The sequence below is a fragment of the Pacificispira sp. genome (assembly GCF_965228185.1).
Taxonomy (GTDB): Bacteria; Pseudomonadota; Alphaproteobacteria; order UBA8366; family Aestuariispiraceae; genus Pacificispira.
Genome location: NZ_CBDDHE010000008.1, coordinates 933,002 through 957,671, shown reverse-complemented (window position 1 = coordinate 957,671; position 24,670 = coordinate 933,002). Strand labels below are relative to the sequence as shown.

Below are 24,670 nucleotides of genomic sequence, written 5' to 3'. Positions count from 1 at the left end.
CAGGGCGGTCAGGCCGCGGATACCGCACCGGCCGGCGCGCCGACCAACCGGGATTCGGGCAGCAGGATCGTGACCGTGGTGCCCTTGCCCGGGGACGAGCTCAGCTCGAGATCGCCGCCATGCAGGATGGCCAGCGATTTCGCGATGTTCAGGCCCAGGCCCGTCCCTTCCATGTTGCGGACATGCGCGTCCTTGGCCTGACCGAAGGGAGTCAGTGCCTTTTCGATTTCGGCGGGCGCCATGCCGATCCCGCTATCGGTCACGGCGATCCGCACCATCCCGTCCTGAACCGTGTGGTCGACGCGGACAATCCCGCCGGCATTCGAGAACTTGACCGCGTTCGACAGGAGGTTCAGCAGGATCTGTTTCAACGCCCGGGCATCGACCCGCAGACGCTGCCCTGAAGCCGGCACCGACAGGCGGATCCCGCGCTCCTTGGCCATGCCGCGCACCAGGGTCGCCGACTGGTCCAGAATGGTGTCGAGATCGATCTCTTCTTCGTACAGCTCATACCGGTTCGATTCGATCTTCGACATGTCGAGGATGTCGTTGATCAGGGCCAGAAGAAAGGTGCCGCTGGTATGGATATCCTCGGCATAGCCCCGCACCCGGTCGTAGTCCATCACCTCCTGCGGTGCCTGGCGCATGAAATCGGAGAACCCGATCACGGCGTTCAGCGGCGTGCGCAATTCATGGCTCATCATCGCCAGGAACCGGGACTTGCTGCGGTTCGCGTTCTCCGCCTCGCTCCACGCGGCGCGCAGTTTCCGCGTCTGCGCCTCCAGATCTGCCTGATAGATGCGGACCTGACGGGCAGAATGGACCACGCGAACCACGATCATCCCGACCAGAATGCTCATGATGACGACAGAGGCCAGAAGCGGCAGCGCAAGGTTCTTGAGCATGTCCGTGCCCGGCGTTTCCGATTGCCAGGCGAGCCCGCCTAGCACGCGGCCGTCGACGGAGCGGAGCGGCACCATGCCGCCGCCCGGATCGTTCAAGACCAGACGGGGCGCGCTGAGCAGGAAGCGCGCCTCCAGATTGGCAAGCATCGTGTCGTCTATGGTTCGATAAAACAGCAGCACGCCCGGTTCCGACCCGTCGAGCGGTGCGTCGGTGCCGTCTTCCCATTGGATCACAGCCGCCGCCGCAAGATGGATACCGTAACCATCGCGAAAGACACCGGTCGCGGCTGGGGGCATTTCGTCGCCGGTCCGGCTGATGTCGCGGGCACGGGCGATCAGCGCCACCAGGGACTTTCGCAGTTTCGCGGCTTCGCGGAACCGGTCGGCATCATGGAGATCGGCGGCATTGATGACCCGGTTGTCGGCCCCGAAGACTAGGGCGCCGGACATCTCCAGGCCCTCGATCGCCCAGGAACCGACATTCTCGTCGGCCCAGTCGGGATTGTAGTCTACGATCAGGTGTTCGGCCGTCGCGTCCCAATAGGCATAGTCCCGGACGAAGGCCTCGATCTCCTCCGTGACCACGGAAATGGCGGTCTGGGCCAGATGTCGGCCGGCATTCTGCGAGACCGCGTTCTGCTGATGAGCGGAATAGAACAAGAGGCCCGCGCCAACCGCGACCACACCGATGACAAGGATGAAGGTCGGCAGAAGATGCGCTGCGACCAATTTGCCGAACCGGGCCGAGCGCCGACCCCGGCTTGTCACGCTGTCACGTGTTTCCCGCTTGTCACCGGCCATAGTCGCCGATCGTTCCCTTCCAACCCGCGCCAAGTTTCATGGCGAAACGCATTAATATTGAAACGGAACAAGTTGATATTTGGTAAATCGAAAGCATTCCAAACTTTCACCCCAGGGTTTCCAGAAGACGTTGAATTTTCTTACCGTCCAGCCGTCTTATGCGCTGCGCCAGGCGGTTGGCCAGACGGGTCGCCTCCGGTGACAGGCCCGTGGTGTCGATGGTGATGCGCGGTTGCGACAACCGGGCAAGGTCCTTCAAACTTTCCGCTTCGTCCCAGATGATCCCGAAATAGGCGCAGATCTGGTCGACCCGGACCGGTGTGGGCCGCGGCCGGCGGCCCGTCTCCAGCGCTGAGAGGTAGGCCTGGCTGACCCCCAGCGCCTCGGCAAGGTCTTTCAGGGTCACACCGCGTTCCCGCCGGAGATCGCGCAACCGTTGGCCAAAGGGCGTGGTCATTTCCGCCTTTCCTTTCCCGAAACAGGGCATTTCGAACGACGCTCGGTATAAACGTCACCCTATCCACAACGCATGCAAGAAAATGCAATGTTATGAATTGATTAAGCTTGTTCGCGTAGCTTAGCGTGGGCTCTGAGTGATTGGGAGGCTGCGTTACCATGTTCAGGTCGGTCCGGTCGGGTTATTCCTGCCTTATCAGACCCAGCGATGATGGGGATTTCATCGTTTGGGTCCATGATGGGCAGCCAACGCAAAGCAATGTCGAAGAAATGTTCCACGCCGTGGCGGCCTTGCCGTTCTATCGGCCGGATATCAATTGCATCGACATATGGGCCGACAAGATGGACCCCAGCCGCATGTGTCCGACGGTGGTGACCCAGATCGGGACCATGGTTGACGGGATCCTGAAACGCGACCAAGCCGCCGCGCCGCCGACCTGCGCCGTTCTCGACCTGATGGGGGCGAAGAACGGGTTCGGTTCCTTCTATTCCGCTTTCATCAGCGAGGTCGCAAAGGCCAATCTGGCGCTATCGGTCTCTCACGACCTGAATGGGATCGCCCAGGCGACAGGCCGTCCGATCGGCGATGTCGCCCAGTTGGTCGAGGATTGCCTAGGCATCTACTACGGCAGCGGCAGCGGAAAGGACCCCGCGGCGGTGGACGCCCTTCGCGGCGTGTTCGATGTCCATATTCGCGGGAAAGGCCAGAAGGATACCGTCTGCCCCCTGCCAGGCCTTCCGGCGTCGTAGTATTCCCTTGGGGCTCTAAGGCACGCTTCTGTCCCGTTTCAACAGGATATAGACAGCACCGGACCCGCCATCCTGCGGCCGGGCGTGGCTGAAGCTGAGGATCTGCTCGCGAATAGGCGACAGGTTAAGCCAGCGCGGCAGTTCGCTCTGTAGAATGCCCTTGCCCTTGCCGGTCACGATCAGGATGCAGCGCTTTCCGGACAGGCGCGCGCCGGATACGAAACTCAATGTCGCGCGATGGGCGTCCTCGCGGCTCATCCCATGCAGGTCCAGACGTCCCTCGATCTCCATCCGGCCCTTTTTCAGCCTTTCCGCCGTCCGTCGGTCGACGCCGGGCGCACAGCCGTGGGAGAGTTCCCGGGCGCGCTTAGGCTGAGGCAGGGCCTCGGGGAGAACGGCGGTCGGAGGCCGATTAGCGGGCCGCCGTTTTGCCGTTTTCTTTGCTTTCTCCGCCTCAGGTGGCACGGCGATAGCGGATTCCAGACTGTCGCGGAACACCGTATCCCGGACAACCGGCGTCGCGGTCGCCTTCACGGCCTCCCACAAGGCATTGTCATCGGCATCTTTGCGGCGGCGCGGCATTGTTACGGAAATGAAACGATTGACAGGGGCGGGCACGGCGGTCCAAGCGTGCGCGGTTCGATTGTCCGTTCGACGCCGCCGATGACGGGCGGCTTCTGAAGGGTTTTTGGCGGGATGCTGAAATCCGACATGAGGACCTTCAACCGAAATCTCAATTAGGCCATCGACAATGGTCGGCGCCGGCCCGAATGGCAAGGAATCGAGCCCGCTTTAACGACCTGCCAGATCGGTTGAACGGGTTAACTCGTCGCCTTCACCCGGTTCGCCAAGGGCTTGGGAAGCAACAGGAAATAGCGGCCCGTCGACTTCATGCGTCCGGCCTCCGCAAGGGCGGCATCGCCATAACCCCAGAAGAAGTCGCCGCGGATCACGCCCTTGATCGCACCACCCTTGTCCTGAGCCACCATCAGGCGGCGCATCGGTTCCGCGCTGCCGCCCGGCCGAACGGTGTCGAGCCAGATCGGGGCGCCCAGCGGGATGAACGCCGTGTCGACCGCCAGGCTGCGTTCCGGCGTCAGGGCGACACCCTCCGCCCCGATCGGCCCGTCGCCGTCCAACTGGCGGAAGAAGATGAAACGCGGATTATAGGCGAAGAGTTCGGCGGCCTTGTCAGGATGGCTTTCGACCCAGTTGCGGATGCCGTTCCAGCTCGCTTCATGGGCCTGCAATTCGCCCATATCGATCAGGCGGCGTCCAATGGAGCGGTAGCCATGGCCGTTATGGGCGGCAAAGCCGACCCGCACGACCTCGCCATCCGGCAGGATGACTCGGCCCGACCCCTGGACCTGCAGCAGGAACACATCGACCGGATCGTCGATCCACAACAATTCGAGGTTCTTGCCGTTCAGCGCGCCCGCTTCGATCTCGCCGCGCGTCGGATAGGGTTTCAGCTTGCCTTTCTCCACCGCGCCGACAATGCCTTTACCCTTCAGCTCCGGGTCGAACAGGCCAAGATCGACGGTGATCAAATCCTCCGGCCGGGCATAGATCGGCGTGGCGAAGATCTCGTCCCGGACCCGCGACCCGGTCAGCTCCGCCTCGAAATAGCCGGTGAACAGCCCCTGATCCGCGTCGGGGGCGTCGCCATCCGCCGCGTCGGCCACCGCGAAGGGCTGGAAAAAGCCTTCGAAATAATCGCGCAGCGCATCCGCCCCATCCGGTACGGCGTCCAGCGCCTGACAGGCGGCGCGCCAGTCCATCGCCGTCGTCTGCAGCGCGCCGCTGCCGATTTCGGTTTCGGGCTTCAGGGTCAGGATCCGCGCGCAGGAACGCGACAGTGCGTCTCGGGCGCCGGACAGATCGTCCGCGCGCCAGTCCGGCAGCGCATCGAACCCCACCGCCGACAGGGTCATCCCGGCCGGAGCCGGCGCCACCGGGGCGGGTTCCGGTTCCTTTTCGTCCTTTTCCGCCTCGCAGGAAGCAAGGGCAATCGCCGCCATCGCGCAGAGCGCGAAGGTTCGGAACGGGCGGAACCGTGGCTGCATTTTGATCAGGCCGCGACCCGGGTTTCGACCAATTGCCAGTTGGGATCGCTGGATTTCACGCTGCGGGCAAAGGTCCATTCGTCGGACACGGTCTCGACGGTCGACGGATCACCGTCCACCACGCGGCCCTCGCCGTCATAGGTCACATTGACCTGCTGGCTGGCGAAAGTGACGGTGACGCGGGCGATGTCCTTGTCCAGGCTTGCCTCGGTGATCTCTGCTGAATCGATACCGACCAGCATGTCCTCCATGCGGTGGCCGGCCTTCTCCCGCGCGTCGATCGCACCGGAGAAACTGTCATAGGTCGCCTTGTCCAGCAGGTTCTTCAGCGTCTTGCGGTCGCCTTCGGCATAGGCGGTCACGATCATTTCGAAGGCCTTCTTGGCGCCGTCGACGAAGGAATCCGGATCGAAATTGCGGTCGGCACCGCGGATCGCCCGCAGTCCCTCGCCCGCCGGACCGCTGAATTGCGCGCTTTCCGGGGCGTCGCCGTCATTGGCGCTGGGGATGCGAACCACGTTGTCCTGGGCTTCGCCCGAACGGCTTTCCTCGCGCTCCGGCGCGGCACCCGGCGGAAAGTCCGGCCGTTTTTGATGCCCGGTCCGCTTGCCGAGGACACTGAACAGGCGAAATACCAGGAACAGAGCGACGGCCGCGTAAATCAGAAGTTCGATGGACATACCGCTCTCTGCTACCAGGTCTAACCATTGCCTTTCACGGCGCGCCATCCTACCTCTGGGGAATGCGTCCCGCCGGGACGCCCCTTGAGGCGCGAACCGCGCACCGTTTGCGTGGTTCAGATGTAAGCCGTCACCCGCGAAAGGGCAAGATGCCGTTCCTGATCCTTCTTCTCTTCATCGCCGTTCCGATTGCGGAAATCGCCCTTTTTATCGAAATCGGCGGCGCGATCGGCACCGTATGGACGGTCATCACGATCTTCGCGACAGCGATCATCGGTACCTGGCTGGTCCGCCAGCAGGGATTGCAGACCATGGAGCGCGCCCGTGCCGCCATGAATCGCAACCAGATGCCGGTCGACGAAGTGATCGCCGGCCTGTGCATTCTGGTGGCCGGCGCATTGCTGCTGACGCCGGGTTTTCTGACCGACGCGCTGGGCTTCGTGCTGCTGATCCCGCCGCTGCGCGCCGCGCTGGCGAAGACGATCATTGGCAGCATGCGGGCCAGCGGCCGGTTCCATGTCCATGCCGGCGGCCTGGGCCGGGCGGGAAATCCGCCGGGCGGCGGTCCTGGCCGCGGCGGGCGCGGACCGGTGATCGACGGCGAATTCGAGGACGTCTCCGACCCGAATCCGAATTCCCCCTGGAACCGCGACGACAACCAGGGTGGCAATGAAAGCCTGCCGCCCAGCGACGATACGCCGGAGCGCAAGCCGTGATCCTGGTGCGTCACGGACAGTCCGAATTCAATGTGCGTTTCGCCCAGAACCCGGTCGATCCGGGCATCCGCGACCCGCATCTGACCGAAATCGGTCGGCGCCAGATCGCCGCCGCCGCGGCCTTCATCGCCGAAACCCATCGCGACGGGCTGCGCCGGATCGTCGCGTCGCCCTATTCGCGCACCCTGCAATCGGCGGCGATCCTGGCGGACGCGCTGGATCTGCCGGTCCAGATCGATGCAGATATCCGCGAGCATGCCCATTTCACCTGCGACATCGGGACCACGCGAACCGAGCTTCTGACCCAATGGCCGGAGCTGGATTTCGGTCATCTGGACGAGGAATGGTGGCCGGGTCCGGAACAGGAGCACGAGGTCGACCGCCGGGCCATCGCATACCGCCAGCGCATGGCGGCGACGGAAGATTGGGCAGAGGCGCTGGTCGTGACCCATTGGGGCTTCATCCGCTCTTTGACCGGGCACCGGGTCAAGAACGCGACCGTCCTGCGCCTGGACCCGACGCTGCCGCATCCGGCGGGGGCCGAGGTTGTCTGTGTCCCGGATGTGTGATAGCGGACCCGCAGCCCTTCAGAACTTCGTCGGACGGCCCGGTTGCCGGGCTTTCCCGACCCAAAAGACGGACAGTGAACTCCATGGCAGACGATCGCGACACCGCGCCCGCTAACCCCAGCGATATCCCGAAGACGGCCAATCCCGGCACCCAGGCCGAGCCGCCGTATCAGATCATGCGGCAATACATCAAGGACCTGTCCTTCGAGAACCCGAACGCGCCGCAGACCTTTGCCAGCAGCGCCGCACCGGAGGCGAGCATCGTCATCGACGTGCAGACCGCCGCCCTGGGCGGGCGCGATGTGGAAGTCGTCCTGACGGTTGAGGTGAAGGCCGAACAGGACGGGCAGACCGCCTATATCCTGGAACTGGCCTATGCCGCCATCGTGCGCGTCGGCCAGGTGCCGAAAGAGGCGCTGAACGCCCTGCTGCTGGTCGAAGTACCGCGCATGCTGTTCCCCTTCGTGCGTCAGATCGTCTGCGATTCCACGCGGTCCGGCGGCTTCTCCATGCTGCTGCTGGCCCCGTTCGATTTCGTTCAGCTCTACCGCCGCCGCCTCGCCGCCCAGGAAGATGCCCAGAAGGCGGCCGAAGGTAAGGACACGGCGGAAGGCGAGACCGCCGAAGCGTGATCCCATAACGGCCGTGTTCCTGCGAAAGCAGGAACCTTCATCATCCCGGCAACGTGTCCACCCTGCGAAGGCTCCTGCTTTCGCAGGAGCGCACATTTGGGACGCCGTCATCCCCGCGCAGGCGGGGATCCAGGAAAGCGGGCACAATCCTGCATGGACCTCTGGATTCCCGCCTGCGCGGGAATGACGGAAACGTTGGTGCCTCGCAACGCCCTTACAGCGCCGTCCGCACGGACCAGAGTTCTGGGAACAGCACGGTTTCCAGCATCCGGCGCAGGTAGGGGACGCCGCTGGTGCCGCCGGTGCCGCGTTTGGCGCCGATCACCCTTTCGACCGTCGTGACATGGTTGAAGCGCCAGCGTCGGAAATAGTCTTCCAGATCGACCAGCTTCTCGCCCAGCTCATAGAGTTCCCAATGGGTCTGAGGTGCGCGGTAGACCGTGCGCCAGGCCTCCTCCACCGCCGGATCGGGCTCGTGCCGGGTCGACAGATCGCGGTCCCGCACACTCTCCGGAATCGTAAGACCGGCGGCCGCCAGCCGGCCCAGCGCCGCGTCGTAAAGGCTCGGAATCTGTAATTCGTTACGCAACCGATCCATCACAGACGGGCGGGATTCATGCATATCCATCAAGGCCTTGTTGCGGTTGCCCAGCAGGAATTCGATCTCGCGATACTGAAAGGATTGGAATCCGGAGGAATTGGCCAAGGACGGACGGAAGGTGGTGTATTCCGACGGCGTCATGGTGCGCAGTACGTCCCAGGCGCTGTTCAACTGTTCGAAGATCCGCGCCACCCGGGTCAGCATCTTAAACGACGGCCGTGTCTCCCCGGCCAGGATCGCCGCACGCGCCGCATGCAACTCATGCAGGGCAAGGCGCATCCACAATTCCGACGTCTGGTGCTGAATGATGAACAGCAACTCGTCATGGGCATCGGACCGCGGATGTTGGCTGTCGAACAGGGTGTCCAGGCCCAGATAGTCGGCATAGGAGATGTCAGGCGGCGCATCGGTCATGGCGGATTCCTTCGAAATACTACCCACACCCTTACCGTATTCCTGCGAAAGCAGGAATCTTCGTCGGGCCTGTATCTGACCCATGAAGGCTCCTGCTTTCGCAAGAGCACGGCCGTTATGAGCCTGCCAGTTCCGCCATGGACGTAACGGAGCGGAAATTCCGGGCCGGTTCGGACAGAAAATGGAAATGGAGGCTCACGTGGGATTCACCCGGCCGCCGAGGAATACCCGGTATGAATTCCTGCGAAAGCGGGAACCTGCTTCGGGCGTCTCCACTGATCCTTGAAGGCTCCCGCTGTCGCAGGAGCGCAGCAGCACGGATTACTGGTTCATGCTGTCGAAGAATTCGTTGTTGTTCTTCGAATGCTTGATCTTGTCGAGCAGGAATTCCATCGCGTCGACCACGCCCATCGGCATGAGGATGCGGCGCAGGACCCACATCTTGGACAGGGTGCCCTTGTCGACCAGCAGTTCTTCCTTGCGGGTGCCCGACTTGGTGATGTCGATGGCCGGGAAGGTGCGCTTGTCGGAGAGCTTGCGGTCCAGGATGATTTCCGAGTTACCGGTGCCCTTGAACTCTTCGAAGATGACCTCGTCCATGCGGCTGCCGGTATCGATCAGCGCGGTCGAGATGATGGTCAGCGATCCGCCTTCCTCGATGTTGCGCGCCGCGCCGAAGAAGCGCTTCGGGCGCTGCAGGGCATTGGCGTCGACACCGCCGGTCAGGACCTTGCCCGAGGACGGGACGACCGTGTTGTAGGCGCGGGCCAGGCGGGTGATGGAATCTAGCAGGATGACCACGTCGCGCTTGTGTTCGACCAGCCGCTTGGCCTTCTCGATCACCATTTCGGCAACCTGGACGTGGCGCTGCGCCGGCTCGTCGAAGGTGGAGGACACAACCTCGCCCTTCACGGAGCGCTGCATATCCGTCACTTCTTCCGGCCGCTCGTCGATCAGCAGGACCAGCAGATAGACTTCCGGGTGGTTCTGCGAAATCGCATGCGCGACATTTTGCATCAGCATCGTCTTACCGGTGCGCGGCGGCGCGACGATCAGCGCGCGCTGACCTTTGCCCAGCGGCGCGACCAGATCGATGACCCGGGTCGACTGTTCCTTCTTCTTGCTCTTCTGATCGTCATTGCCTTCGATCTCGAGCTGAAGCTTCTCATCCGGATAGAGCGGCGTCAGGTTGTCGAAATTGATTCGATGCCGAACCGAATCCGGCTCGTCGAAATTGACCTTGTTGACCTTCAGCAGGGCGAAATAGCGCTCGCCATCCTTCGGCGCGCGGATCTGGCCCTCGACCGTGTCGCCGGTGCGCAGTCCGAAACGGCGGACCTGGCTGGGCGAGACATAGATGTCGTCCGGCCCGGCGAGATAGTTCGCCTCGGGCGAGCGCAGGAAGCCGAACCCGTCGGACAGAACTTCCAGAACCCCCTCGCCATAGATCGCCACATCGTTCATCGCCAATTGCTTGAGGCAGGCGAACATCAGCTCCTGCTTGCGCAGGTTCGAGGCGTTTTCGATCTCCAGCTCTTCCGCGAAGGCCAGGAGTTCGGGCGGGGTCTTCTGTTTCAGTTCTTTGAGATGCATGAGTTTCTTGTGCTCTGTCGCGAGGGATGTGTGACAGGGAATCTTTCAGGACGCTGCGTTCCGAAGGGCCCGACAAATGGTGATATCGGGTACGACTCTGCCGGGTCGATGGCTGTTCGGTTGGAACCGTGCGTTTTTGGAGACCCGGATGTCCGGGGTGCGATGTGCCGGACCTCGTGCCCGACACGTTTCAAATAGGCCGCATCGCGTCGGAAGTCAAATGGAGGTTTCATGAAGAGCGGCGACAATGCCTTCAAATCGCTCACGGATATACTTTGAACATATACAACGACCGCAGTTTCGTATACGTGTTGAGTATATACCGAGCGAGCGGGACCGCATGACCAAAACGACGATCTTCACGAACAACCGAACCCAAGCCGTGCGCATCCCGAAGGCGCTGGCTTTTCCCGCCCATGTCACCGCGGTCGAGATCGCGGAAATCGGCACTGCGCGGGTCATCGCCCCGGGCGGAGCGCTGTGGGACGATTTCTTCGCCGCCCCCGGCGTAACCGACGATTTCATGCCGGATGGTCGGACGGACCGCGGAAGGGGGCGGTGATGGCAGGGTATCTGCTGGACACCGACATCTGCCTTCGCGCCATCCGCGACCGGGAGGAGGGGCTGCGGGTCCGGTTCAACGCCCATGCCGACGAGCTGGGCGTTTCCCCGATCTCGCTGGCAGCCCTGTTCGAGGGGGCGGAGCGTACGGAACGGCCGGAACGGAACCGGCGGATCGTCAAGGAATTCGCCATGCGCCTGACCGTCCGGGCCTTCGACCATGACGCAGCCATTCATGCCGGCGAAATCCGCGCCGCATCGTCGATCGATGCCGACCGGGCGATGATCGCCGCCACGGCAAGGGCCAACGGCCTGATCCTCGTCACCGGCGCGCCGGAAGCCTATCGCACGATTCCGGGCCTGCGCCTGGAAAGCTGGTAGGGGAAACCTGGTAGATCAGAACGGCTTCACAATCACCAGAATGACGATCCCGACCATCAGAACGGCGGGGACCTCGTTCATGAAGCGGTAGAAGCGTTCCGTTCGTGTGTTGCGGTCGGCCTCGAAATCCTTGCGCCAGCGCGCCATGACCATGTGATAACCGGTCATCAGCAGCACCAAAGCCATCTTGGCGTGGAACCATCCGGCGGTGAACCAATAGGCGTCATAGGCCGCCCAGAGGCCGAAAATCCAGGTCGCGATCATCGCCGGATTGCCGATCCCGCGCAGCAGGCGGCGCTCCATCACCTTGAAGGTTTCCGACTTGTCCGACCCGGCCTCGGCGCCCGCGTGATAGACATAGAGCCGCGGCAGATAGAGCAGCACGGCCATCCAAGAGATGACCGACATGACATGCAGCGCCTTTATCCATTCGTACATAATCCGCTCCCCGCATCTAGATTGGTCTGAGCCAGGTTCGTTGCCTTTTTGGCGTCATTCCCGCGAAGGCGGGAATCCAGGGCATTGCGGCACGATCTTGCCCGATCCTCTGGATCCCCGCCTTCGCGGGGATGACGAATGGCACAAGCCGCTCCGATCACAGCACGGACTCAAATCCAGCCGCCCAATTCGCGTCGGGCGAGGGTCTCCAGCAGGTCGATCATCGGCGGGGTGGCGTTGAGGCAGGGGATGTAGGTGAAGCGATCTCCGCCGTTTTCCTCGAACGTCTCGCGCAGGCCGATGGCCAGTTCCTCCAGGGTCTCGACGCAATCGGAGACGAAACCGGGGGAGATCATGGCGATGCTTTTCACGCCTTCCTTGGCCAGGCCCGCGACCGTCGGTTCGGCATAGGGTTGCAGCCATTCCTTCGGGCCGAAACGGGACTGGAAGACGACCTGAAACCGGTCCTGCGGCCAGCCCAGATCCTCGCGCAGCAGCCGCGCGGTCTTCTGGCAGAAACAGTGATAGGGATCGCCCTTGTCCAGGGTCTCGCGGGGCATGCCGTGGAAGCTGCACAGCAGGCGATCCGGTTCCGGCCCGTCCTTCAGCGCGGCGCGCACGCTGTCGCCCAGCGCCCGGATATAGGACGGTTCGTCATGGAAGGTCGGCAAGACCCGTGTGGCGGGCTGGCGGCGCAGGCGGGCGAGATGGGCATTCGCCTTGTCGACAACGGAGGCGGTGGTCGCGGCGGAATATTGGGGATAGAGCGGCATCAAGAGGATTCGCTGGCAGCCCCGGTTGCACAGGGAATCGATCCCCTGCGCCAGCGACGGGGAGCCATAGCGCATGGCCCAGTCGACGATCACGCCCTCCGCCTCCAAGCGTGGCGCCAGTTCCTGGGCCTGGGCGCGGGTGTAATGGCGCAGCGGGCTTTCATCCGTTTCCGTCATCCAGATCTTGCGATAGGCCGCGCCGGATTTCTTCGGCCGGGTATTCAGGATGATCCCGTGCAGGATCGGCCACCACAGCCATTTCGGGGCCTCGATGACGCGGGTATCGGACAGGAACTCGCCCAGATAGCGGCGCATGCTTTTGACGTCATGCCCGTCCGGCGTGCCCAGATTGACCAGCAGAACACCGGTTTTCGGCGTCGTCAGGGGCGGATGATTGCGCGGCAGGGTCGGGGACATGGCGGTTGGCTCTGTTGCGTTCGCCTCACGAAGTAGCGCGGCGTATCCGGGCGACCAGCCTTTCCACGTGATCCGGCGGCGTTTCCTTGATGATGCCGTGGCCCAGATTGAAGATATGCGGCCGGCCGTCAAAGGCCTGAAGGATATGATCCACGGCCCGATCCAGCGCCGCACCGCCCGCCAGAAGCGCCATCGGATCCAGATTGCCCTGCGTCACCACGTCGCGCGGCAGGGTTCGGGCGGCCCATTCGGCGGGCAGGCCCTGGTCCAGGGACACCGCCGTGACCCCGGTTTCGGCCGCGTAATCCGCATAGAGCGGCCCGGCGGCGCGGGGAAAACCGATGATCGGCACATCGGGATGGCGGGCGCGGACCTTCTCCACAATGGCTTTTGCAGGCTCCAGGGACCAGCGCCGGAATCCGGCCTCGTCCAGCGCGCCGGCCCAGGAATCGAACAATTGCACCGCATCGGCGCCCGCATCGATCTGCGCGACCAGATAATCGGCGGTGGCGTCGACCAGGATATCGATCAACCGCTGGAAGCTGTCCGGATCGCGATAGGTCCAGATCTTCGTCTTGGCGAAGTCGCGCGACGAACCGCCTTCGATCATGTAGGTCGCGACGGTCCAGGGCGCGCCGGCAAAGCCGATCAGCGCGGTTTCCATCGGCAGGGCGGCGTTCAGCTTGGCGACCGTTTCGAAGACCGGACGCAAATGGCCCAGAACCGCATCGGGCTGCAGGATCGCCAGATCGGACGCGTCGCGCAGCGGCTCCAGTTTCGGCCCTTCGCCTTCGACGAACCAGACCTTCTGCTGCAAGGCATGCGGCAGGACGAGAATGTCCGAAAACAGGATTGCCGCATCGAAGCCGAAGCGCCGGATCGGCTGCAAGGTGACTTCGCAGGCGCGGTCCGGATCGTAGCAAAGATCGAGAAATCCCCCGACCTCTGCGCGGACGGCACGGTATTCGGGCAGATAGCGACCGGCCTGGCGCATCAGCCAAATCGGCGGGATATCCTGCACCTGACCGGATAGGGCCCTCAGGAAGGGTTTCGGGGATCGCAATACGGTCATGGAAGGGCTTTCGATACACAGATCATGGGCTCATCCTTATAAGTAATATTATTTAATAGAAAAGAGAGTGGTTGTTTTTGGGGGGTGCAGAACCGGGGATTAAATCCTATCCCGCACCGATCCACAGGGCGGGTTTTCCAAGCTCCGGAACTGTGGGCAACTTCGAAACAAGCTGTGGGATGCCTTGCGGTCCGGGGAATGCGTCGCTTGAGAGTCATGGGGATGACTGTTTCGTGACAGAATACCTCTCCACAGGGGAATCTTTTCGTGCAGCGGTTATCCCGATGCGCATAACCGGATGCGAAAAGGAAGGGTCAGCGGGGATGGTGTCCGGGATTGCGTCGACCGGTCGGTTTGTCCCATAAACTGTTCACAGGTTTTCGACAGGGTTTTCTCCCCATGGCCGACGGCATGCGCGACATTCAGCTTTACCTCGTTTCGGATTCGACCGGCGAGACCGTCCAGGCGATCGCCCGGGCCTGTATCGTGCAGTTCGAAGATGTCGAAGGGGTCGAGCATCACTGGAACCTTGTCCGCAGCACGGCAAAGGTCGACCAGATTCTGCAGAAAGTTTCGGAATCGCCGGGCATCGTGCTGTTCACCTTCGTCAATCAGGAACTGCGCCGCCACTTGATGGATGGCTGCCGCCAGCTGCGGGTGCCCTGTATCTCGGTTCTGGATCCCTTCATCAACGCGTTCGAGAATTATCTTGGCGAACCGGCGCGGCAGCAACCGGGGCGCCAGCATGCCCTGGACGCCGATTATTTCAGCCGGATCGACGCGATGCAGTTTGCCCTGACCCATGACGACGGGCAGGGCCTTTGGAACCTGCGCAGCGCCGATGTAATCCTGACCGGCGTGTCGCGCACGTCGAAGACGCCGACCTGCATCTATCTGGCGAACCGCGGCATCAAGGCGGCCAATGTGCCCTTCGTGCCCGGTATCGGCCTGCCGGAAGAATTGCTGCATATGACCGACGCCAATGCGCCGCTGGTCGTCGGCCTGACCAAGGATCCGGCCAGCCTGGTCCAGATCCGCAAAAACCGGTTGAAGATGATCGCCGAGGACGATGAGACCGACTATGTCGACCTGGAGACGGTGAAACAGGAAGTCATGACCTGCCGCCGGATCTGCCGGGAGCGGAATTGGCCGGTCATCGATGTGTCCCGCCGGTCGATCGAGGAAACCGCGGCCGCCGTCATCCAACATTTCGATCGCCGCTTGGAAAACCGCGGCGTCCGGCCGGGTGGGGCGGAATGACGGATCGCGGTGCAAGTATGACGGCCATCGGCCAATCCATGACGATTGTCCTGGCTTCCGGCAGCCGGACGCGCGCCGAGCTGCTGCGCGGCGCGGGGCTGACCGTCGAAATCGATCCGGCCAATGTCGATGAGGACGCGGTCAAGGAATCGCTGCGTGCCGAGGGCGCAAGTGCCGCCCAGGTCGCGGAAGCTCTGTCCGATCTGAAGGCCCTGAAGGTTAGCCGCCGCTATCCGGGCGCGCTGGTCATCGGCGCCGATCAGACCCTGGATTGCAACGGCGTCTGGTTCGACAAGCCGCCGGATTTGGATCACCTGCGCGCCCATCTGGAAGCGCTGGGCGGCCATCGCCACAGCCTGTTCGCCGGCGTGTCCGTGATGCGCGACGGCCAACGGCTTTGGGGTCTGGTCGAACCGGCCCACATGACGATGCGCAATTTGAGCGCCGATTTCATCACCCGCTATATCGAGGCGGTGGGCGAGGACGGGCTCGGCTCTGTCGGCGGGTACCGGCTGGAAGGGCTGGGCGCGCAATTGTTCAGCCGGGTCGAGGGCGACTATTTCACCGTTCTGGGCCTGCCGCTGCTGCCCTTGCTGGGTTTCCTGCGTCAACATGGGGCGATCACGTCATGACCGGTCCGATTGCCGGTGTGGTGGGCATGCCCGTCGCGCAATCCCTGTCGCCGGTGTTGCATGGCACCTGGCTGAAGCGCTTTGGCCTGCCGGGCCGGTATGAACGCCGGGAGATCGCGCCTGAGACTTTCGAAGCCGATATGACGGCGCTTCTGCGCGACGAAGGCTGGGCGGGGATGAATGTCACCGTCCCGCATAAGGAGGCCGCCTTCCGCTTCTGCGACCGCGTCGACGATTCCGCCCGGCGTCTGGGTGCGGTCAATACGGTGGTTCGGCTGCCGGACGGGACGAATGAAGGGCGCAATACCGATCTCTACGGCTTCCGGCGCAATCTCGAAACCGCCCCGGGCTGGACCGGAACCGGACGGGGCGCGGCTGTGGTTCTGGGCGCCGGCGGGGCGGCGCGCGCCGTGGTGGCGGCCTTGCAGGATTTGGGCTTTGCGGAGATCCGCATCGTGAACCGGACTGTGGCGCGCGCGGAGCGGCTGAGCGAAGACCTCGCCGGATCGGGCAGGGCGCGGCTGGCGGCGGTGACGGCGCCCGCATTGGAAGACTGCGATCTGCTGGTCAATACGACCAGCCTCGGGATGACCGGCCAGCCGCCATTGGAGATCGATCTGGCCGCGCTGCCGGGATCGGCCTTTGTCACCGATATCGTCTACAAGCCGTTGGAAACCGGATTGCTGGCAGCGGCGCGGGCACGGGGCAATGCGACGGTGGACGGCCTGGGCATGCTGCTGCATCAGGCCATCCCGGGATTCGAGGCCTGGTTTCATCCGCCTGAACGGCCGGCCGTGGATGACGATCTGCGCCGGATCGTGCTGGGGGCGATGGCGCAATGATCGTGATCGGCCTGACCGGATCGATCGGCATGGGGAAAAGCACAGCCAGCGCCATGCTGCGCCGGATGGGCGTTCCGGTGCATGACGCGGATGCGTCCGTCCATCGCCTGACCGGGCCGGGCGGCGCCGCCGTGGCCCGGATCGAGGAGGCCTTCCCCGGTGCGACGAAGAACGGGGCGGTCGACCGGGCGGCGCTGGGACCCAAGGTGTTCGGGGACAAGGCGGCACTGAAACGCCTGGAATCGATCCTGCATCCCATGGTCGCCGCGGACCGCAATGCCTTCCTGAAGGCCTGCGCCCTGCAGGGCCGGGCGGCGGCGGTGCTGGATGTGCCGCTGCTGTTTGAAACCGGCGGCGATCGGCTGTGCGACCTGACCATCGCGATCACTGCGCCGCTTTTCATTCAGGCTCAGCGGGTGCTGGCCCGGCCCGGCATGACGCCGGAAAAGCTGCGCGACATCCGGTCCCGCCAGATGCCGGAGACGGAGAAACGCCGCCGGGCCGATGTGGTAATCTGGTCGTCCCTGGGCCGCCGCCCGGTCTTGCGGGCGCTGCAGAACACCCTCACAATGCCTGTCGAACCGCGAAACCGGTGGAGAAGCCCGCATGCGTGAGATCTGTTTCGATACGGAAACGACCGGCCTGGACCCGGCCGGCGGCCACCGCGTGGTCGAAATCGGCGGGGTCGAGCTGATCAATCGCGTTCCGACGGGCAAGACCTATCACATCTATCTGAATCCCGAACGCGACATGCCGGTGGAGGCGTTCCAGGTCCACGGCCTGTCGGAAGCCTTTCTGGCCGACAAGCCGCTGTTTCAGGACGTGGTCGAGGATTTCCTGGAATTCGTCGGCGACGCCAAGCTGGTGATCCATAACGCGTCCTTCGACATGAAATTCCTGAACTGGGAATTGAAGGCCTGCGGACGCCCGACCTTGCCGATGAGCCAGGCGATCGACACCGTTGCCATGGCGCGCGAGAAGTTCCCGGGGGCCGCCGCCAGCCTGGACGCGCTGTGTAAACGCTTCGGTATCGACAATTCGGCGCGTACCAAGCACGGCGCGCTGTTGGACGCCGAATTACTGGCCGAAGTCTATATCGAGCTGACCGGCGGGCGGCAGACCGGCCTGACCTTCGGCGAGGACGGCCCGGCGCAGACCACGGCGAAATCAACGGCCCGGGTCGCCAGCATGACCGACCGGCCGGTCCGGGACCCTCGCCCGCACGCGCCGAGCGCCGAGGAAGAAGCGGCCCACAAGGCCTTCCTGGCGAAGATCAGCAACCCGATCTGGACCGCCGCCGAGTAATATCTCCGCGAGTGCGTTTCGAGACTCTCTGGAAACGGGCCAGTGTCGTGCCTGCGCCCCTGGATCCCCGCCTACGCGGGGATGACGAACTTGGGTAAAGCGCGCTCCTGCGAAAGTAGAAACACAGGCCTTGGATTATCCGTCATTCCCGCGTAGGCGGGAATCCAGGGCCACCCGGCATGCTCCCCGACCCTCAACGGATCTTGCGCAGCCAGAGGGAGGTTTCGGGCACGTCCTCCCAGATCGGTATCTTGGCGATCGGGCCCGTCTCCACCACGGTGGGGTGCCGTGTGGCGACCCAGCGGCTGGACCAGACCGGCTCCACCGCGCCGCCGGCGATCAGGGTCGCCACCGGCAATTGCTCGTTATAGCCGCGCCAGGTCCAGTTTTCGGGATAGGGATCGGGCAGGAACATGTCGTGGATCTGGATGAAGACGCCGGGCGGCAGGGCCGGAACGATGCGGCCCAGCAGAATGTCGACATCGCTGCCCGGCATGGCGATATGGCTGGAATCGATCATCAGGAAATCGCCGGGCGCCAGGTCTGCGAATTCCGACAGCGGCACGTCCTGTAGCGGCATCCGGTAAAAACTGACGCATTTCAGGTGTTCCAGATCGGCCCTGGGGTCGGGGTCGACGGCGCGGATTTCGGTTTCCAGACCGTCGTCCCGGATCGCGGCGGCGGCGAAGCGGGTCGAATGGCCGCTGCCGATTTCCACGATCCGCCTCGGTCGGTGCCGGCGGACCAGCAGATAGGCCGCCAGCGCATCGAGGCGCGGGAACCAGACCTGCTGCCAGCGCGGTGATGGCGGCGCCGGCCAGTTGAACCGGTCGGCCAGGGACAGGATCAAATCCTCCGGCACGTCCAGCAGGTCGAGGAAGTCCTGTTCCCGCGCCCGAAACAGGTCTTCGATGAAGGGAAAGGCCGCGCGCTCGGCACGTGCCGGTATCCCGGCGGCATAGCGGTAGGGAATGAAATAGCCCCGCTTGGCGAGGCCGAGGATCGTCGGAAGTCCCAGCGCCAACCGGCGCAAAAGAGGGGAGGAGCCGTACATCGCGGCGATCCTTTACCGGCGTCAGGGGGTTCGGCCTCAGGGCCGCATCATCATGCCTTCGCGCGCGACGAGGCTGCCGGGCCGTGCCTCGTCCACCGCTTCGGCGATATCGTCCATGAACTCGTCGGTATGGGTCGGTTCGTGATGGAACAGGACAAGCGTCTTGACCGATGCGGCGTCGGCAACGCGCACCGCCTCTTCCCAGGTCGAATGCCCGAAACCGACGAAACGGGGGTATTCCTCCTCGGTATAGGTCGCGTCGTAGATCATGATGTCCGAGCCCTGGACCAGATCGACCACGGTCTGATCGCGGCCTTCCGGATAGTGTTCGGTATCGGTGATGTAACAGATCGACCGGCCGGCGAATTCGACGCGGTACCCGCAGGCGCCGTTCGGATGGTTCAGGGGCGCGGTTTTCAGCACGATCCCGGGCCCCGGTTCCAGCGTGTCCCCGGCCACGAAATCGTGGAACTCCACATTGGCGCGGAAGGTTTCGGGCGGCACCGGGAACAGCGGCGCCTGCATCATGTCGGACAGCGTGCCTTTCAGCGTCCGGTCGGGCAGCAGGTTGCCCGCCCAGACCCGCGGATTGTTGCCCGGTATGTGAAACGGCACGAAAAAGGGCAGGCCGATGATATGGTCCAGATGGGTATGGGTCAGGAACAGGTCGATATCTTGCGGCCCTTCCTGGGCGATTTCCCGGCCCAGTTTGCGCAGACCCGTCCCGCCGTCGAAAATCAGGCGCTGACTGCCGCACATCACCTCGATGCAGGACGTGTTGCCGCCATAGCGCATCGTGTCCGGGCCGGAACAGGCGATGCTGCCCCGGGTGCCCCAGAACTTCACGAAGAATTCCGGGCGTCCCTGGTCGCGCGCCATGGCAATCCCTCTTTCTCCCCCGGAACGCTCTCCCCCGGGATTTTTTCCGAACGCCGCCGCCGCGATCACGGCGGGACATGCCCCAAGGCGGATGCTATAGCGGGTATCTTGGGAACGCAAACCATGTGCCGCCCCGCCGACCGGCGAAAGGCGCGGCGCTTTCCGCCACCGAATTGGAGTCTCAGCGTCATGACCGACCGACCGGCCAGCGACCCTCGGGAATTGGGGCGCCGCAGCGATTGGACCGGCATCGCCTTCGGGCTCTGCGTCGCGCTCCTGGCAGCCTATCAGCAGCTGAAGCTGCCGCCGGTTCTGCCGGAAATGCTGGATCGGTTCGACTATGGTCCTGAATTGGCGGGCGGGTTCATGTCGGTTTTCGCCGTGATCGGTCTCGGCCTGTCCCTGAAAATCGGCCTGGCGATGCAGCGCCAGTCGACGGCGGCCTGGCTGGTGGCGGGCTGCGTTCTGGTGGTGGTCGGCGCGATGCCCATTCTGGCTTGGCCGCAAAGCGGTTGGGCGGTTCTGGCCGGCCGGGCGCTGGAAGGCCTCGCTATGGCAATCCTGGCCGTTGCCGGGCCGACCTTGATGACCCGCAATGCCGCGCCGCGCCATCTGCCCTTGGCGGCGGCGTTGTCGGCGACCTGGATCCCCTTGGGCGGATTGGTGGCGACGCTGATCGGCCGAGCGGCGGAAAGCGTGCTTCCGGCGGGGTCGGTCTGGCCCAGCGTCTGGTGGGGCGGTGTGATTCTGGCGGTCGGGATGGCCCTGTGGACCCTCTATCTGGCCCGGGGCGACGGGCGGCGTCTCGCCTTGCCGACCGCGAAGGGCGGTGCGCCGGACCTGCCGCCTTCTGCGCGGCGTGTCCTGACCTTGGTCGCGCTGTGTTTCAGTTTCTGGGCGTTGCAGAATATCGCGGTGTTAAGCTGGCTGCCCGAATATCTGGTCGCCGACCGCGGGCTGGACCATGCCAGCGCGAAGGAAATGTATGGTCTGACCGTGGCTGCGATTGCCGCCTGCAACCTGTTCGCCGCGATCCTGCTGACATCCGGCCTGCCCATCGCGCGGCTGCTGGCGGCGGTCCTTGCCGGGCAGGTGGTCGTGCTGTTCCTGGGTCCGTTTGCGGGAACGGATTGGACCGGGATCGCGGTACTGCTGGCTTACGGATTTTTCGCCGGCGTCACGCCGACCTGTCTTTTCGCCCTGCCGGGCCGGATCCTGGGTCCGGGCGGCGCGGGGACCGCTGCCTTCGGCATGCTGATGAGCGGCCGCAATCTGGGCGTTCTGGCCGGTCCGATCGTTGTCGGTTGGGTCGGGTCGAGCGCGCTGGGCTGGTCCGCCGGATGGTGGACGGCGGCAATGTCGACCCTCTGCGCGACTGCTGCCGCGCTGGCAATTCATCGCCGGATTCGGGCGGCCGGTCCCAAGGGCGATAGCCCGCAGGCCGTTCGCTCCTAAGGCACCAGCTTGTAGCCGCCGGGCTCCGTCACGAGGATTTCCGCATTGGACGGGTCGCGCTCGATCTTCTGGCGCAGGCGGTAGACATGGGTCTCCAGCGTATGGGTCGTGACGCCGGCATTATAGCCCCAGACTTCGCCCAGCAGCGTGTCGCGGGAAATCACCTTCATCCCGGCGCGATAGAGATATTTGAGGATCGCCGTTTCCTTTTCGGTCAGGCGGATCTTCTTGTTCTTCTCTTCCTCCAACAGCAGTTTCTGCGCCGGGCGGAAGCTGTAAGGGCCGATGGCAAAGACGGCATCCTCGCTCTGCTCATGCTGGCGCAACTGGGCGCGCAGCCGGGCCAGCAGCACATTCAGGCGGAACGGCTTGGCGACATAATCGTTGGCGCCCGCGTCGAGTCCCAGAATGGTGTCGGAATCGGAATCATGGGCGGTCAGCATCAGGACCGGGCATTTCACGCCGTTGCGCCGCAGCAGGCGGCAGGCCTCGCGCCCATCCATGTCGGGCAGGCCGACATCCAGCACGATGGCGTCGAAGTGATGCTCCTTCGCCACGGCGATGGCATCGCCCGCCGCGCCGACCTGGATCGTCTCGAATTCCTCGTGAAGCTGAAGCTGTTCCGCGAGCGACTGACGCAGGGCGTCGTCATCGTCGCATAGAAGGATTTTCTTGCCGCTCATGGGTCTCCCGGTATGCCGCTCTCCGATCCGCCCGCTATGGGGGATCGCCGTTGCGGGCGGACCATAGCACGAAGCGCCCCGGCCTGGGAAAGTCACGAAATGGGGAATACCGGCGCCTTGAGAATGGCACGGGGATTGCTTGGCTTGTTGCCGGAGAAGGAGAGAGAGGCGTCCCATGACACAGCCACAGACGGATCTGCCGTCCTGGTCCCTGCAATCTGCCGGCGCACCGGCGCAGAGCCATGCCGCCCTTCGGCGCGGTCGGCCGGAAGAAATGCAGGAACAGGGCCGTTTCGCCGCCGCATTGTCCCGCGCCGCGCCGCCGCAACAGGCCCGGACGCATGAAGCGGCGGGGAACGAGGCCGCGGGGAATATCGCCTATACGCGCCTGCCGAGCCGCCCGGAGGAGCGCCTAAGCGGTGAAGCGCCGGTCGGAATCCGCCATGATCAGTTTTTCGGCGAGGATGGTTTCGGCATTTCCGATCTGATCGATATCGTCAATCCGCTGCAGCATATTCCCGGAGTCTCAACGGTCTATCGCGCGATGACGGGGGACGAGATCAGCCCGGGTGCACGGTTGGCCGGCGGGACACTCTATGGCGGGCCCCTCGGTTTCGCATCTGCCCTGGCGGATAATGTCAGCGAAGATCTGACCGGGCGCGATGTCGCCGGATCCATGGTGGCGGCCTTCACCGGAGAGCCGGACGCCGTCGATCCGGATATGGACGGCGGCGCTTTGGCGGAGGCGGATACATCGCCCCACACAGCGTCCTTCGATCCCGCGATGATCGCGCCGGCCGCGGGCGCGCAAGGTCCGGCGGCTCAGATGGCGGCGCAGTCGGCCGTTCAGGCGGAGACCCCGCCGCGCAGCCAGGCCAGCCCCCTGATGGCAGCCCAACCGGTCGGGTCGCCCTTTGCGGCGCAGCCTTCGGGGAACTCACCCATGGCCGTCCTGCGGCCGCCGGGGGCTCCGACGGTTCTGAACCGCGTACCCGGACAGCAATTGGATGTCGGACCTACGCCTGTATCCGCGCCGGTGAACCCGGCCGCCGCCGCGGCGCAGGGCGTTCCCACCCTGTCGCCCGAGGCCGCCAATATGCTGATGCGCCTGTCGCAGCAATCGGCACCCGCGCCGCAGGCTGCCATGACCGCACCGCAGGCCCCGATGACCGCCCCGCCGCCGAATGTGGCGGCTGCACCGGAGACCGCGGCGGCACCGCCGCCTGCGCCGTCTCCCGCCCCATCGCCGGAACCGGCGCGCGAACCTTCCACCGCGTCCGCGACGGCGGAACAGGGCGGTGGCAGGACCCAATCCGCCGCATTCTTTGACCCTGTCCCGGCGGAGGATCTGCCCGCCGCGATGATGGAAGCTTTGCAGAAATACGAGTCCATGAAGCAATAGTGGGGCAGTCAGGGCGTTGAACTTCAAGGGATTGGGGCATGACGGACATCGTGACCGACGGGACCCGGCTGATTCTGCCGGGTGGCGGCGTCGTCCCTTGCGCGATGGGACGCAGCGGATTGATCGACGCCGCGCGGAAACGCGAGGGCGATGGCGCGACGCCGATCGGCCGGTGGCGTTTGGTGCAGGTCTACTTCCGCCCCGACCGCGTCGACCCGCCGCCCTGCCGCCTACCGGTCTCGCCCCTGAGCGAACAGGATGGCTGGTGCGACGCGCCGCACGATCCGGCCTATAACCGCCATGTTCTGAGGCCCTATCCGGCGTCGCACGAGGCGATGTGGCGGTCGGATGGGCTTTACGACATCGTCGTCACGACCGATCACAACAGCGATCCTGTCGTGCCTGGTGCCGGCAGCGCGATTTTCCTGCATTGCCGCAATCCCGAGGGCAAACCGACAGCGGGCTGCATCGCTCTGGATCGCCCGGTCTTGCAGGATCTGCTGGGCGCGGTGGCGGAGGAGGCCTATCTGGATATTCGCGCGGCGCTGTAGCCGTCAGGCGGGTTTGGGCCGGGCGCCAAAAATTGCGCTGCCGACGCGGATATGCGTCGCGCCGAAGCGGATGGCGGTCTCGAAATCCGCGCTCATGCCCATGGACAGGCCGGTCAGGCCATTCCGCGCGGCAATCTTGGCCAACAGCATGAAATGCGGCGCCGGGGGCTCGTCCACCGGCGGAATGCACATAAGGCCTTTGACCGGCAGGTTCAGGACATCGCGGGCCTCGGCGATGAAGGCATCCGCCTCGCCCGGCAGCGTGCCCGCTTTCTGCGGCTCCTCGCCGGTGTTGATCTGCAGGAAGACATCCGGCATCCGGCCCTGTTTCTCGGCTTCCTTGGCAATGGCGCGGGCGATTTTCGGCCGGTCCACGGATTCGATCGCGTCGAACAGTGCGACCGCGTTCTTGGTCTTGTTCGACTGCAAGGGACCGATCAGGTGCAGGACCGTTTCGGGAAACGCTTCCTTCAGGGCGGGCCATTTATCCTCGGCTTCCTGTACGCGGTTTTCCCCGAACAGGGTTTGACCTGCCGTCAGAACGGGCCGGATTTCCTCGGCGCCGAAGGTTTTCGACACCGCGACCAGGTGCACCTCGCCCGCTGCACGGCGGGCTTCCTTCTCTGCCGCCGCGATGGCATCCAGAACCTGCCGATACCCGTCGATCGCACTCATGCGGTCCCTCCGAAATCCTGTCGTTTCTTGGCGTGTTCCGCGTCGCCTAAGCCGCGCCGGGCGAAGAATTTGCACTCCGACCTGACGATGGCCATAGTGCGCATCGC

General features: G+C 64.2%; 28 protein-coding genes. 14 read left to right on the top strand and 14 right to left on the bottom strand.

From position 1 onward, the window contains the following. Positions 1 to 8: 8 nt before the first annotated feature. Both ACO06O_RS19335 and ACO06O_RS19330 read right to left on the bottom strand, forming a co-directional pair. Positions 9 to 1,706, bottom strand: a complete 1,698-nt coding sequence (locus ACO06O_RS19335) for an ATP-binding protein (protein ID WP_421883603.1) — start codon at positions 1,704 to 1,706, stop codon at positions 9 to 11. A 106-nt stretch (positions 1,707 to 1,812) separates the two neighbouring features. Continuing rightward, complete coding sequence (locus tag ACO06O_RS19330) at positions 1,813 to 2,163, bottom strand: helix-turn-helix domain-containing protein (protein WP_421883600.1); 351 nt, start codon at positions 2,161 to 2,163, stop codon at positions 1,813 to 1,815. A gap of 158 nt (positions 2,164 to 2,321) precedes the next feature. On the opposite strand from ACO06O_RS19330, the gene ACO06O_RS19325 reads away from it, so the two are divergent. Then, complete coding sequence (locus ACO06O_RS19325; protein WP_421883597.1) at positions 2,322 to 2,912, top strand: hypothetical protein; 591 nt, start codon at positions 2,322 to 2,324, stop codon at positions 2,910 to 2,912. Positions 2,913 to 2,927: 15 nt separating this feature from the next. On the opposite strand, the gene ACO06O_RS19320 is transcribed toward ACO06O_RS19325, so the two are convergent. The 3 genes from ACO06O_RS19320 to ACO06O_RS19310 form a co-directional block, all read right to left on the bottom strand. Further along, positions 2,928 to 3,530, bottom strand: a complete 603-nt coding sequence (locus ACO06O_RS19320) for a Smr/MutS family protein (protein ID WP_421883594.1) — start codon at positions 3,528 to 3,530, stop codon at positions 2,928 to 2,930. Positions 3,531 to 3,733: 203 nt separating this feature from the next. Then, positions 3,734 to 4,978 (bottom strand): murein transglycosylase A, encoded by a 1,245-nt coding sequence (locus ACO06O_RS19315; RefSeq protein ID WP_421883592.1) that lies wholly within the window; start codon positions 4,976 to 4,978, stop codon positions 3,734 to 3,736. Between the two features lie 5 nt (positions 4,979 to 4,983). After that, positions 4,984 to 5,658, bottom strand: coding sequence for a Tim44/TimA family putative adaptor protein (locus ACO06O_RS19310; RefSeq protein WP_421883589.1), 675 nt, complete (start codon positions 5,656 to 5,658; stop codon positions 4,984 to 4,986). 149 nt (positions 5,659 to 5,807) lie between these two features. Here ACO06O_RS19310 and ACO06O_RS19305 point away from each other — a divergent pair, with 149 nt between their 5' ends. The 3 genes from ACO06O_RS19305 to secB all read left to right on the top strand — a co-directional run bounded on the left by ACO06O_RS19305 (position 5,808) and on the right by secB (position 7,575). Next, a complete protein-coding gene (locus tag ACO06O_RS19305; RefSeq protein WP_421883585.1) occupies positions 5,808 to 6,374 on the top strand; it encodes an FxsA family protein in 567 nt (188 codons plus the stop codon). After that, positions 6,371 to 6,943 carry a histidine phosphatase family protein gene (locus ACO06O_RS19300; RefSeq protein ID WP_421883582.1) on the top strand — a complete coding sequence of 191 codons (573 nt, stop codon included), beginning with the start codon at positions 6,371 to 6,373 and terminating at the stop codon, positions 6,941 to 6,943. Before ACO06O_RS19305 ends, ACO06O_RS19300 begins: the two co-directional genes overlap by 4 nt. A gap of 83 nt (positions 6,944 to 7,026) precedes the next feature. Then, entirely contained in the window at positions 7,027 to 7,575 is a 549-nt protein-coding gene (secB, locus tag ACO06O_RS19295) for a protein-export chaperone SecB (RefSeq protein WP_421883580.1), read from the top strand. Between the two features lie 214 nt (positions 7,576 to 7,789). On the opposite strand, the gene kynA is transcribed toward secB, so the two are convergent. Then, complete coding sequence (kynA, locus tag ACO06O_RS19290; protein ID WP_421883578.1) at positions 7,790 to 8,590, bottom strand: tryptophan 2,3-dioxygenase; 801 nt, start codon at positions 8,588 to 8,590, stop codon at positions 7,790 to 7,792. Positions 8,591 to 8,911: 321 nt separating this feature from the next. Continuing rightward, on the bottom strand, positions 8,912 to 10,183 hold the full coding sequence (rho, locus tag ACO06O_RS19285) for a transcription termination factor Rho (RefSeq protein ID WP_421883576.1): 1,272 nt from the start codon (positions 10,181 to 10,183) through the stop codon (positions 8,912 to 8,914). A 340-nt stretch (positions 10,184 to 10,523) separates the two neighbouring features. Between rho and vapB the strand changes: the two genes are divergently transcribed. Next, complete coding sequence (gene vapB / locus ACO06O_RS19280) at positions 10,524 to 10,745, top strand: type II toxin-antitoxin system VapB family antitoxin (protein WP_421883573.1); 222 nt, start codon at positions 10,524 to 10,526, stop codon at positions 10,743 to 10,745. Next, positions 10,745 to 11,125, top strand: coding sequence for a PIN domain-containing protein (locus ACO06O_RS19275; RefSeq protein WP_421883570.1), 381 nt, complete (start codon positions 10,745 to 10,747; stop codon positions 11,123 to 11,125). The genes vapB and ACO06O_RS19275 overlap by 1 nt, the downstream gene beginning before the upstream one ends. Before the next feature lie 15 nt (positions 11,126 to 11,140). On the opposite strand, the gene hemJ is transcribed toward ACO06O_RS19275, so the two are convergent. The 3 genes from hemJ to hemE all read right to left on the bottom strand — a co-directional run bounded on the left by hemJ (position 11,141) and on the right by hemE (position 13,825). Further along, positions 11,141 to 11,563 (bottom strand): protoporphyrinogen oxidase HemJ, encoded by a 423-nt coding sequence (gene hemJ, locus ACO06O_RS19270; protein WP_421883567.1) that lies wholly within the window; start codon positions 11,561 to 11,563, stop codon positions 11,141 to 11,143. Between the two features lie 170 nt (positions 11,564 to 11,733). After that, the gene (gene hemH / locus ACO06O_RS19265; protein ID WP_421883564.1) at positions 11,734 to 12,753 is read right to left on the bottom strand and encodes a ferrochelatase; all 1,020 of its coding nucleotides are present in this window, start codon (positions 12,751 to 12,753) and stop codon (positions 11,734 to 11,736) included. Between the two features lie 25 nt (positions 12,754 to 12,778). Further along, positions 12,779 to 13,825: a uroporphyrinogen decarboxylase gene (gene hemE, locus ACO06O_RS19260; RefSeq protein ID WP_421883561.1), complete on the bottom strand. Its 1,047-nt coding sequence runs from the start codon at positions 13,823 to 13,825 to the stop codon at positions 12,779 to 12,781. 399 nt (positions 13,826 to 14,224) lie between these two features. Here hemE and ACO06O_RS19255 point away from each other — a divergent pair, with 399 nt between their 5' ends. From ACO06O_RS19255 to dnaQ, 5 genes are read left to right on the top strand one after another with little or no spacing between them, the layout of a single operon-like run. Next, positions 14,225 to 15,085, top strand: coding sequence for a pyruvate, water dikinase regulatory protein (locus tag ACO06O_RS19255; RefSeq protein ID WP_420419192.1), 861 nt, complete (start codon positions 14,225 to 14,227; stop codon positions 15,083 to 15,085). Between the two features lie 17 nt (positions 15,086 to 15,102). Continuing rightward, positions 15,103 to 15,717, top strand: a complete 615-nt coding sequence (locus tag ACO06O_RS19250; RefSeq protein ID WP_421883558.1) for a Maf family protein — start codon at positions 15,103 to 15,105, stop codon at positions 15,715 to 15,717. Next, positions 15,714 to 16,559 carry a shikimate dehydrogenase gene (locus ACO06O_RS19245; RefSeq protein WP_421883555.1) on the top strand — a complete coding sequence of 282 codons (846 nt, stop codon included), beginning with the start codon at positions 15,714 to 15,716 and terminating at the stop codon, positions 16,557 to 16,559. The genes ACO06O_RS19250 and ACO06O_RS19245 overlap by 4 nt, the downstream gene beginning before the upstream one ends. Continuing rightward, positions 16,556 to 17,173, top strand: a complete 618-nt coding sequence (gene coaE / locus ACO06O_RS19240) for a dephospho-CoA kinase (protein WP_421883553.1) — start codon at positions 16,556 to 16,558, stop codon at positions 17,171 to 17,173. Before ACO06O_RS19245 ends, coaE begins: the two co-directional genes overlap by 4 nt. Continuing rightward, positions 17,166 to 17,864, top strand: a complete 699-nt coding sequence (gene dnaQ, locus ACO06O_RS19235; RefSeq protein WP_421883550.1) for a DNA polymerase III subunit epsilon — start codon at positions 17,166 to 17,168, stop codon at positions 17,862 to 17,864. Before coaE ends, dnaQ begins: the two co-directional genes overlap by 8 nt. Before the next feature lie 193 nt (positions 17,865 to 18,057). On the opposite strand, the gene ACO06O_RS19230 is transcribed toward dnaQ, so the two are convergent. Then, the gene (locus ACO06O_RS19230; protein WP_421883547.1) at positions 18,058 to 18,918 is read right to left on the bottom strand and encodes a class I SAM-dependent methyltransferase; all 861 of its coding nucleotides are present in this window, start codon (positions 18,916 to 18,918) and stop codon (positions 18,058 to 18,060) included. A gap of 36 nt (positions 18,919 to 18,954) precedes the next feature. Further along, positions 18,955 to 19,797: an MBL fold metallo-hydrolase gene (locus ACO06O_RS19225; protein ID WP_420419186.1), complete on the bottom strand. Its 843-nt coding sequence runs from the start codon at positions 19,795 to 19,797 to the stop codon at positions 18,955 to 18,957. Between the two features lie 189 nt (positions 19,798 to 19,986). Here ACO06O_RS19225 and ACO06O_RS19220 point away from each other — a divergent pair, with 189 nt between their 5' ends. Next, positions 19,987 to 21,252 carry an MFS transporter gene (locus ACO06O_RS19220; protein ID WP_421883544.1) on the top strand — a complete coding sequence of 422 codons (1,266 nt, stop codon included), beginning with the start codon at positions 19,987 to 19,989 and terminating at the stop codon, positions 21,250 to 21,252. On the opposite strand, the gene ACO06O_RS19215 is transcribed toward ACO06O_RS19220, so the two are convergent. Then, complete coding sequence (locus tag ACO06O_RS19215) at positions 21,249 to 21,935, bottom strand: response regulator transcription factor (protein WP_421883541.1); 687 nt, start codon at positions 21,933 to 21,935, stop codon at positions 21,249 to 21,251. The two genes, ACO06O_RS19220 and ACO06O_RS19215, sit on opposite strands and share 4 nt — an antisense overlap. A gap of 175 nt (positions 21,936 to 22,110) precedes the next feature. Between ACO06O_RS19215 and ACO06O_RS19210 the strand changes: the two genes are divergently transcribed. Both ACO06O_RS19210 and ACO06O_RS19205 read left to right on the top strand, forming a co-directional pair. After that, positions 22,111 to 23,337 carry a hypothetical protein gene (locus tag ACO06O_RS19210; protein ID WP_421883539.1) on the top strand — a complete coding sequence of 409 codons (1,227 nt, stop codon included), beginning with the start codon at positions 22,111 to 22,113 and terminating at the stop codon, positions 23,335 to 23,337. A gap of 38 nt (positions 23,338 to 23,375) precedes the next feature. After that, positions 23,376 to 23,888 carry a L,D-transpeptidase family protein gene (locus ACO06O_RS19205; protein WP_421883536.1) on the top strand — a complete coding sequence of 171 codons (513 nt, stop codon included), beginning with the start codon at positions 23,376 to 23,378 and terminating at the stop codon, positions 23,886 to 23,888. Positions 23,889 to 23,891: 3 nt separating this feature from the next. Here ACO06O_RS19205 and ACO06O_RS19200 read toward each other — a convergent pair whose 3' ends face one another. Continuing rightward, positions 23,892 to 24,563, bottom strand: a complete 672-nt coding sequence (locus ACO06O_RS19200; RefSeq protein ID WP_421883533.1) for a YggS family pyridoxal phosphate-dependent enzyme — start codon at positions 24,561 to 24,563, stop codon at positions 23,892 to 23,894. Between the last annotated feature and the right edge of the window lie 107 nt (positions 24,564 to 24,670).

What these genes read in the sequence shown, in the direction of transcription:
- ACO06O_RS19335 (WP_421883603.1), bottom strand. Translation starts at nt 1,706, where the DNA reads ATGGCCGGTGACAAGCGGGAAACACGTGACAGCGTGACAAGCCGGGGT.
- ACO06O_RS19330 (WP_421883600.1), bottom strand. Translation starts at nt 2,163, where the DNA reads ATGACCACGCCCTTTGGCCAACGGTTGCGCGATCTCCGGCGGGAACGC.
- ACO06O_RS19325 (WP_421883597.1), top strand. Translation starts at nt 2,322, where the DNA reads ATGTTCAGGTCGGTCCGGTCGGGTTATTCCTGCCTTATCAGACCCAGC.
- ACO06O_RS19315 (WP_421883592.1), bottom strand. Translation starts at nt 4,978, where the DNA reads ATGCAGCCACGGTTCCGCCCGTTCCGAACCTTCGCGCTCTGCGCGATG.
- ACO06O_RS19310 (WP_421883589.1), bottom strand. Translation starts at nt 5,658, where the DNA reads ATGTCCATCGAACTTCTGATTTACGCGGCCGTCGCTCTGTTCCTGGTA.
- ACO06O_RS19305 (WP_421883585.1), top strand. Translation starts at nt 5,808, where the DNA reads ATGCCGTTCCTGATCCTTCTTCTCTTCATCGCCGTTCCGATTGCGGAA.
- secB (WP_421883580.1), top strand. Translation starts at nt 7,027, where the DNA reads ATGGCAGACGATCGCGACACCGCGCCCGCTAACCCCAGCGATATCCCG.
- kynA (WP_421883578.1), bottom strand. Translation starts at nt 8,590, where the DNA reads ATGACCGATGCGCCGCCTGACATCTCCTATGCCGACTATCTGGGCCTG.
- rho (WP_421883576.1), bottom strand. Translation starts at nt 10,183, where the DNA reads ATGCATCTCAAAGAACTGAAACAGAAGACCCCGCCCGAACTCCTGGCC.
- vapB (WP_421883573.1), top strand. Translation starts at nt 10,524, where the DNA reads ATGACCAAAACGACGATCTTCACGAACAACCGAACCCAAGCCGTGCGC.
- ACO06O_RS19275 (WP_421883570.1), top strand. Translation starts at nt 10,745, where the DNA reads ATGGCAGGGTATCTGCTGGACACCGACATCTGCCTTCGCGCCATCCGC.
- hemJ (WP_421883567.1), bottom strand. Translation starts at nt 11,563, where the DNA reads ATGTACGAATGGATAAAGGCGCTGCATGTCATGTCGGTCATCTCTTGG.
- hemH (WP_421883564.1), bottom strand. Translation starts at nt 12,753, where the DNA reads ATGTCCCCGACCCTGCCGCGCAATCATCCGCCCCTGACGACGCCGAAA.
- hemE (WP_421883561.1), bottom strand. Translation starts at nt 13,825, where the DNA reads ATGACCGTATTGCGATCCCCGAAACCCTTCCTGAGGGCCCTATCCGGT.
- ACO06O_RS19255 (WP_420419192.1), top strand. Translation starts at nt 14,225, where the DNA reads ATGGCCGACGGCATGCGCGACATTCAGCTTTACCTCGTTTCGGATTCG.
- ACO06O_RS19250 (WP_421883558.1), top strand. Translation starts at nt 15,103, where the DNA reads ATGACGGCCATCGGCCAATCCATGACGATTGTCCTGGCTTCCGGCAGC.
- ACO06O_RS19245 (WP_421883555.1), top strand. Translation starts at nt 15,714, where the DNA reads ATGACCGGTCCGATTGCCGGTGTGGTGGGCATGCCCGTCGCGCAATCC.
- coaE (WP_421883553.1), top strand. Translation starts at nt 16,556, where the DNA reads ATGATCGTGATCGGCCTGACCGGATCGATCGGCATGGGGAAAAGCACA.
- dnaQ (WP_421883550.1), top strand. Translation starts at nt 17,166, where the DNA reads ATGCGTGAGATCTGTTTCGATACGGAAACGACCGGCCTGGACCCGGCC.
- ACO06O_RS19230 (WP_421883547.1), bottom strand. Translation starts at nt 18,918, where the DNA reads ATGTACGGCTCCTCCCCTCTTTTGCGCCGGTTGGCGCTGGGACTTCCG.
- ACO06O_RS19225 (WP_420419186.1), bottom strand. Translation starts at nt 19,797, where the DNA reads ATGGCGCGCGACCAGGGACGCCCGGAATTCTTCGTGAAGTTCTGGGGC.
- ACO06O_RS19220 (WP_421883544.1), top strand. Translation starts at nt 19,987, where the DNA reads ATGACCGACCGACCGGCCAGCGACCCTCGGGAATTGGGGCGCCGCAGC.
- ACO06O_RS19215 (WP_421883541.1), bottom strand. Translation starts at nt 21,935, where the DNA reads ATGAGCGGCAAGAAAATCCTTCTATGCGACGATGACGACGCCCTGCGT.
- ACO06O_RS19210 (WP_421883539.1), top strand. Translation starts at nt 22,111, where the DNA reads ATGACACAGCCACAGACGGATCTGCCGTCCTGGTCCCTGCAATCTGCC.
- ACO06O_RS19205 (WP_421883536.1), top strand. Translation starts at nt 23,376, where the DNA reads ATGACGGACATCGTGACCGACGGGACCCGGCTGATTCTGCCGGGTGGC.
- ACO06O_RS19200 (WP_421883533.1), bottom strand. Translation starts at nt 24,563, where the DNA reads ATGAGTGCGATCGACGGGTATCGGCAGGTTCTGGATGCCATCGCGGCG.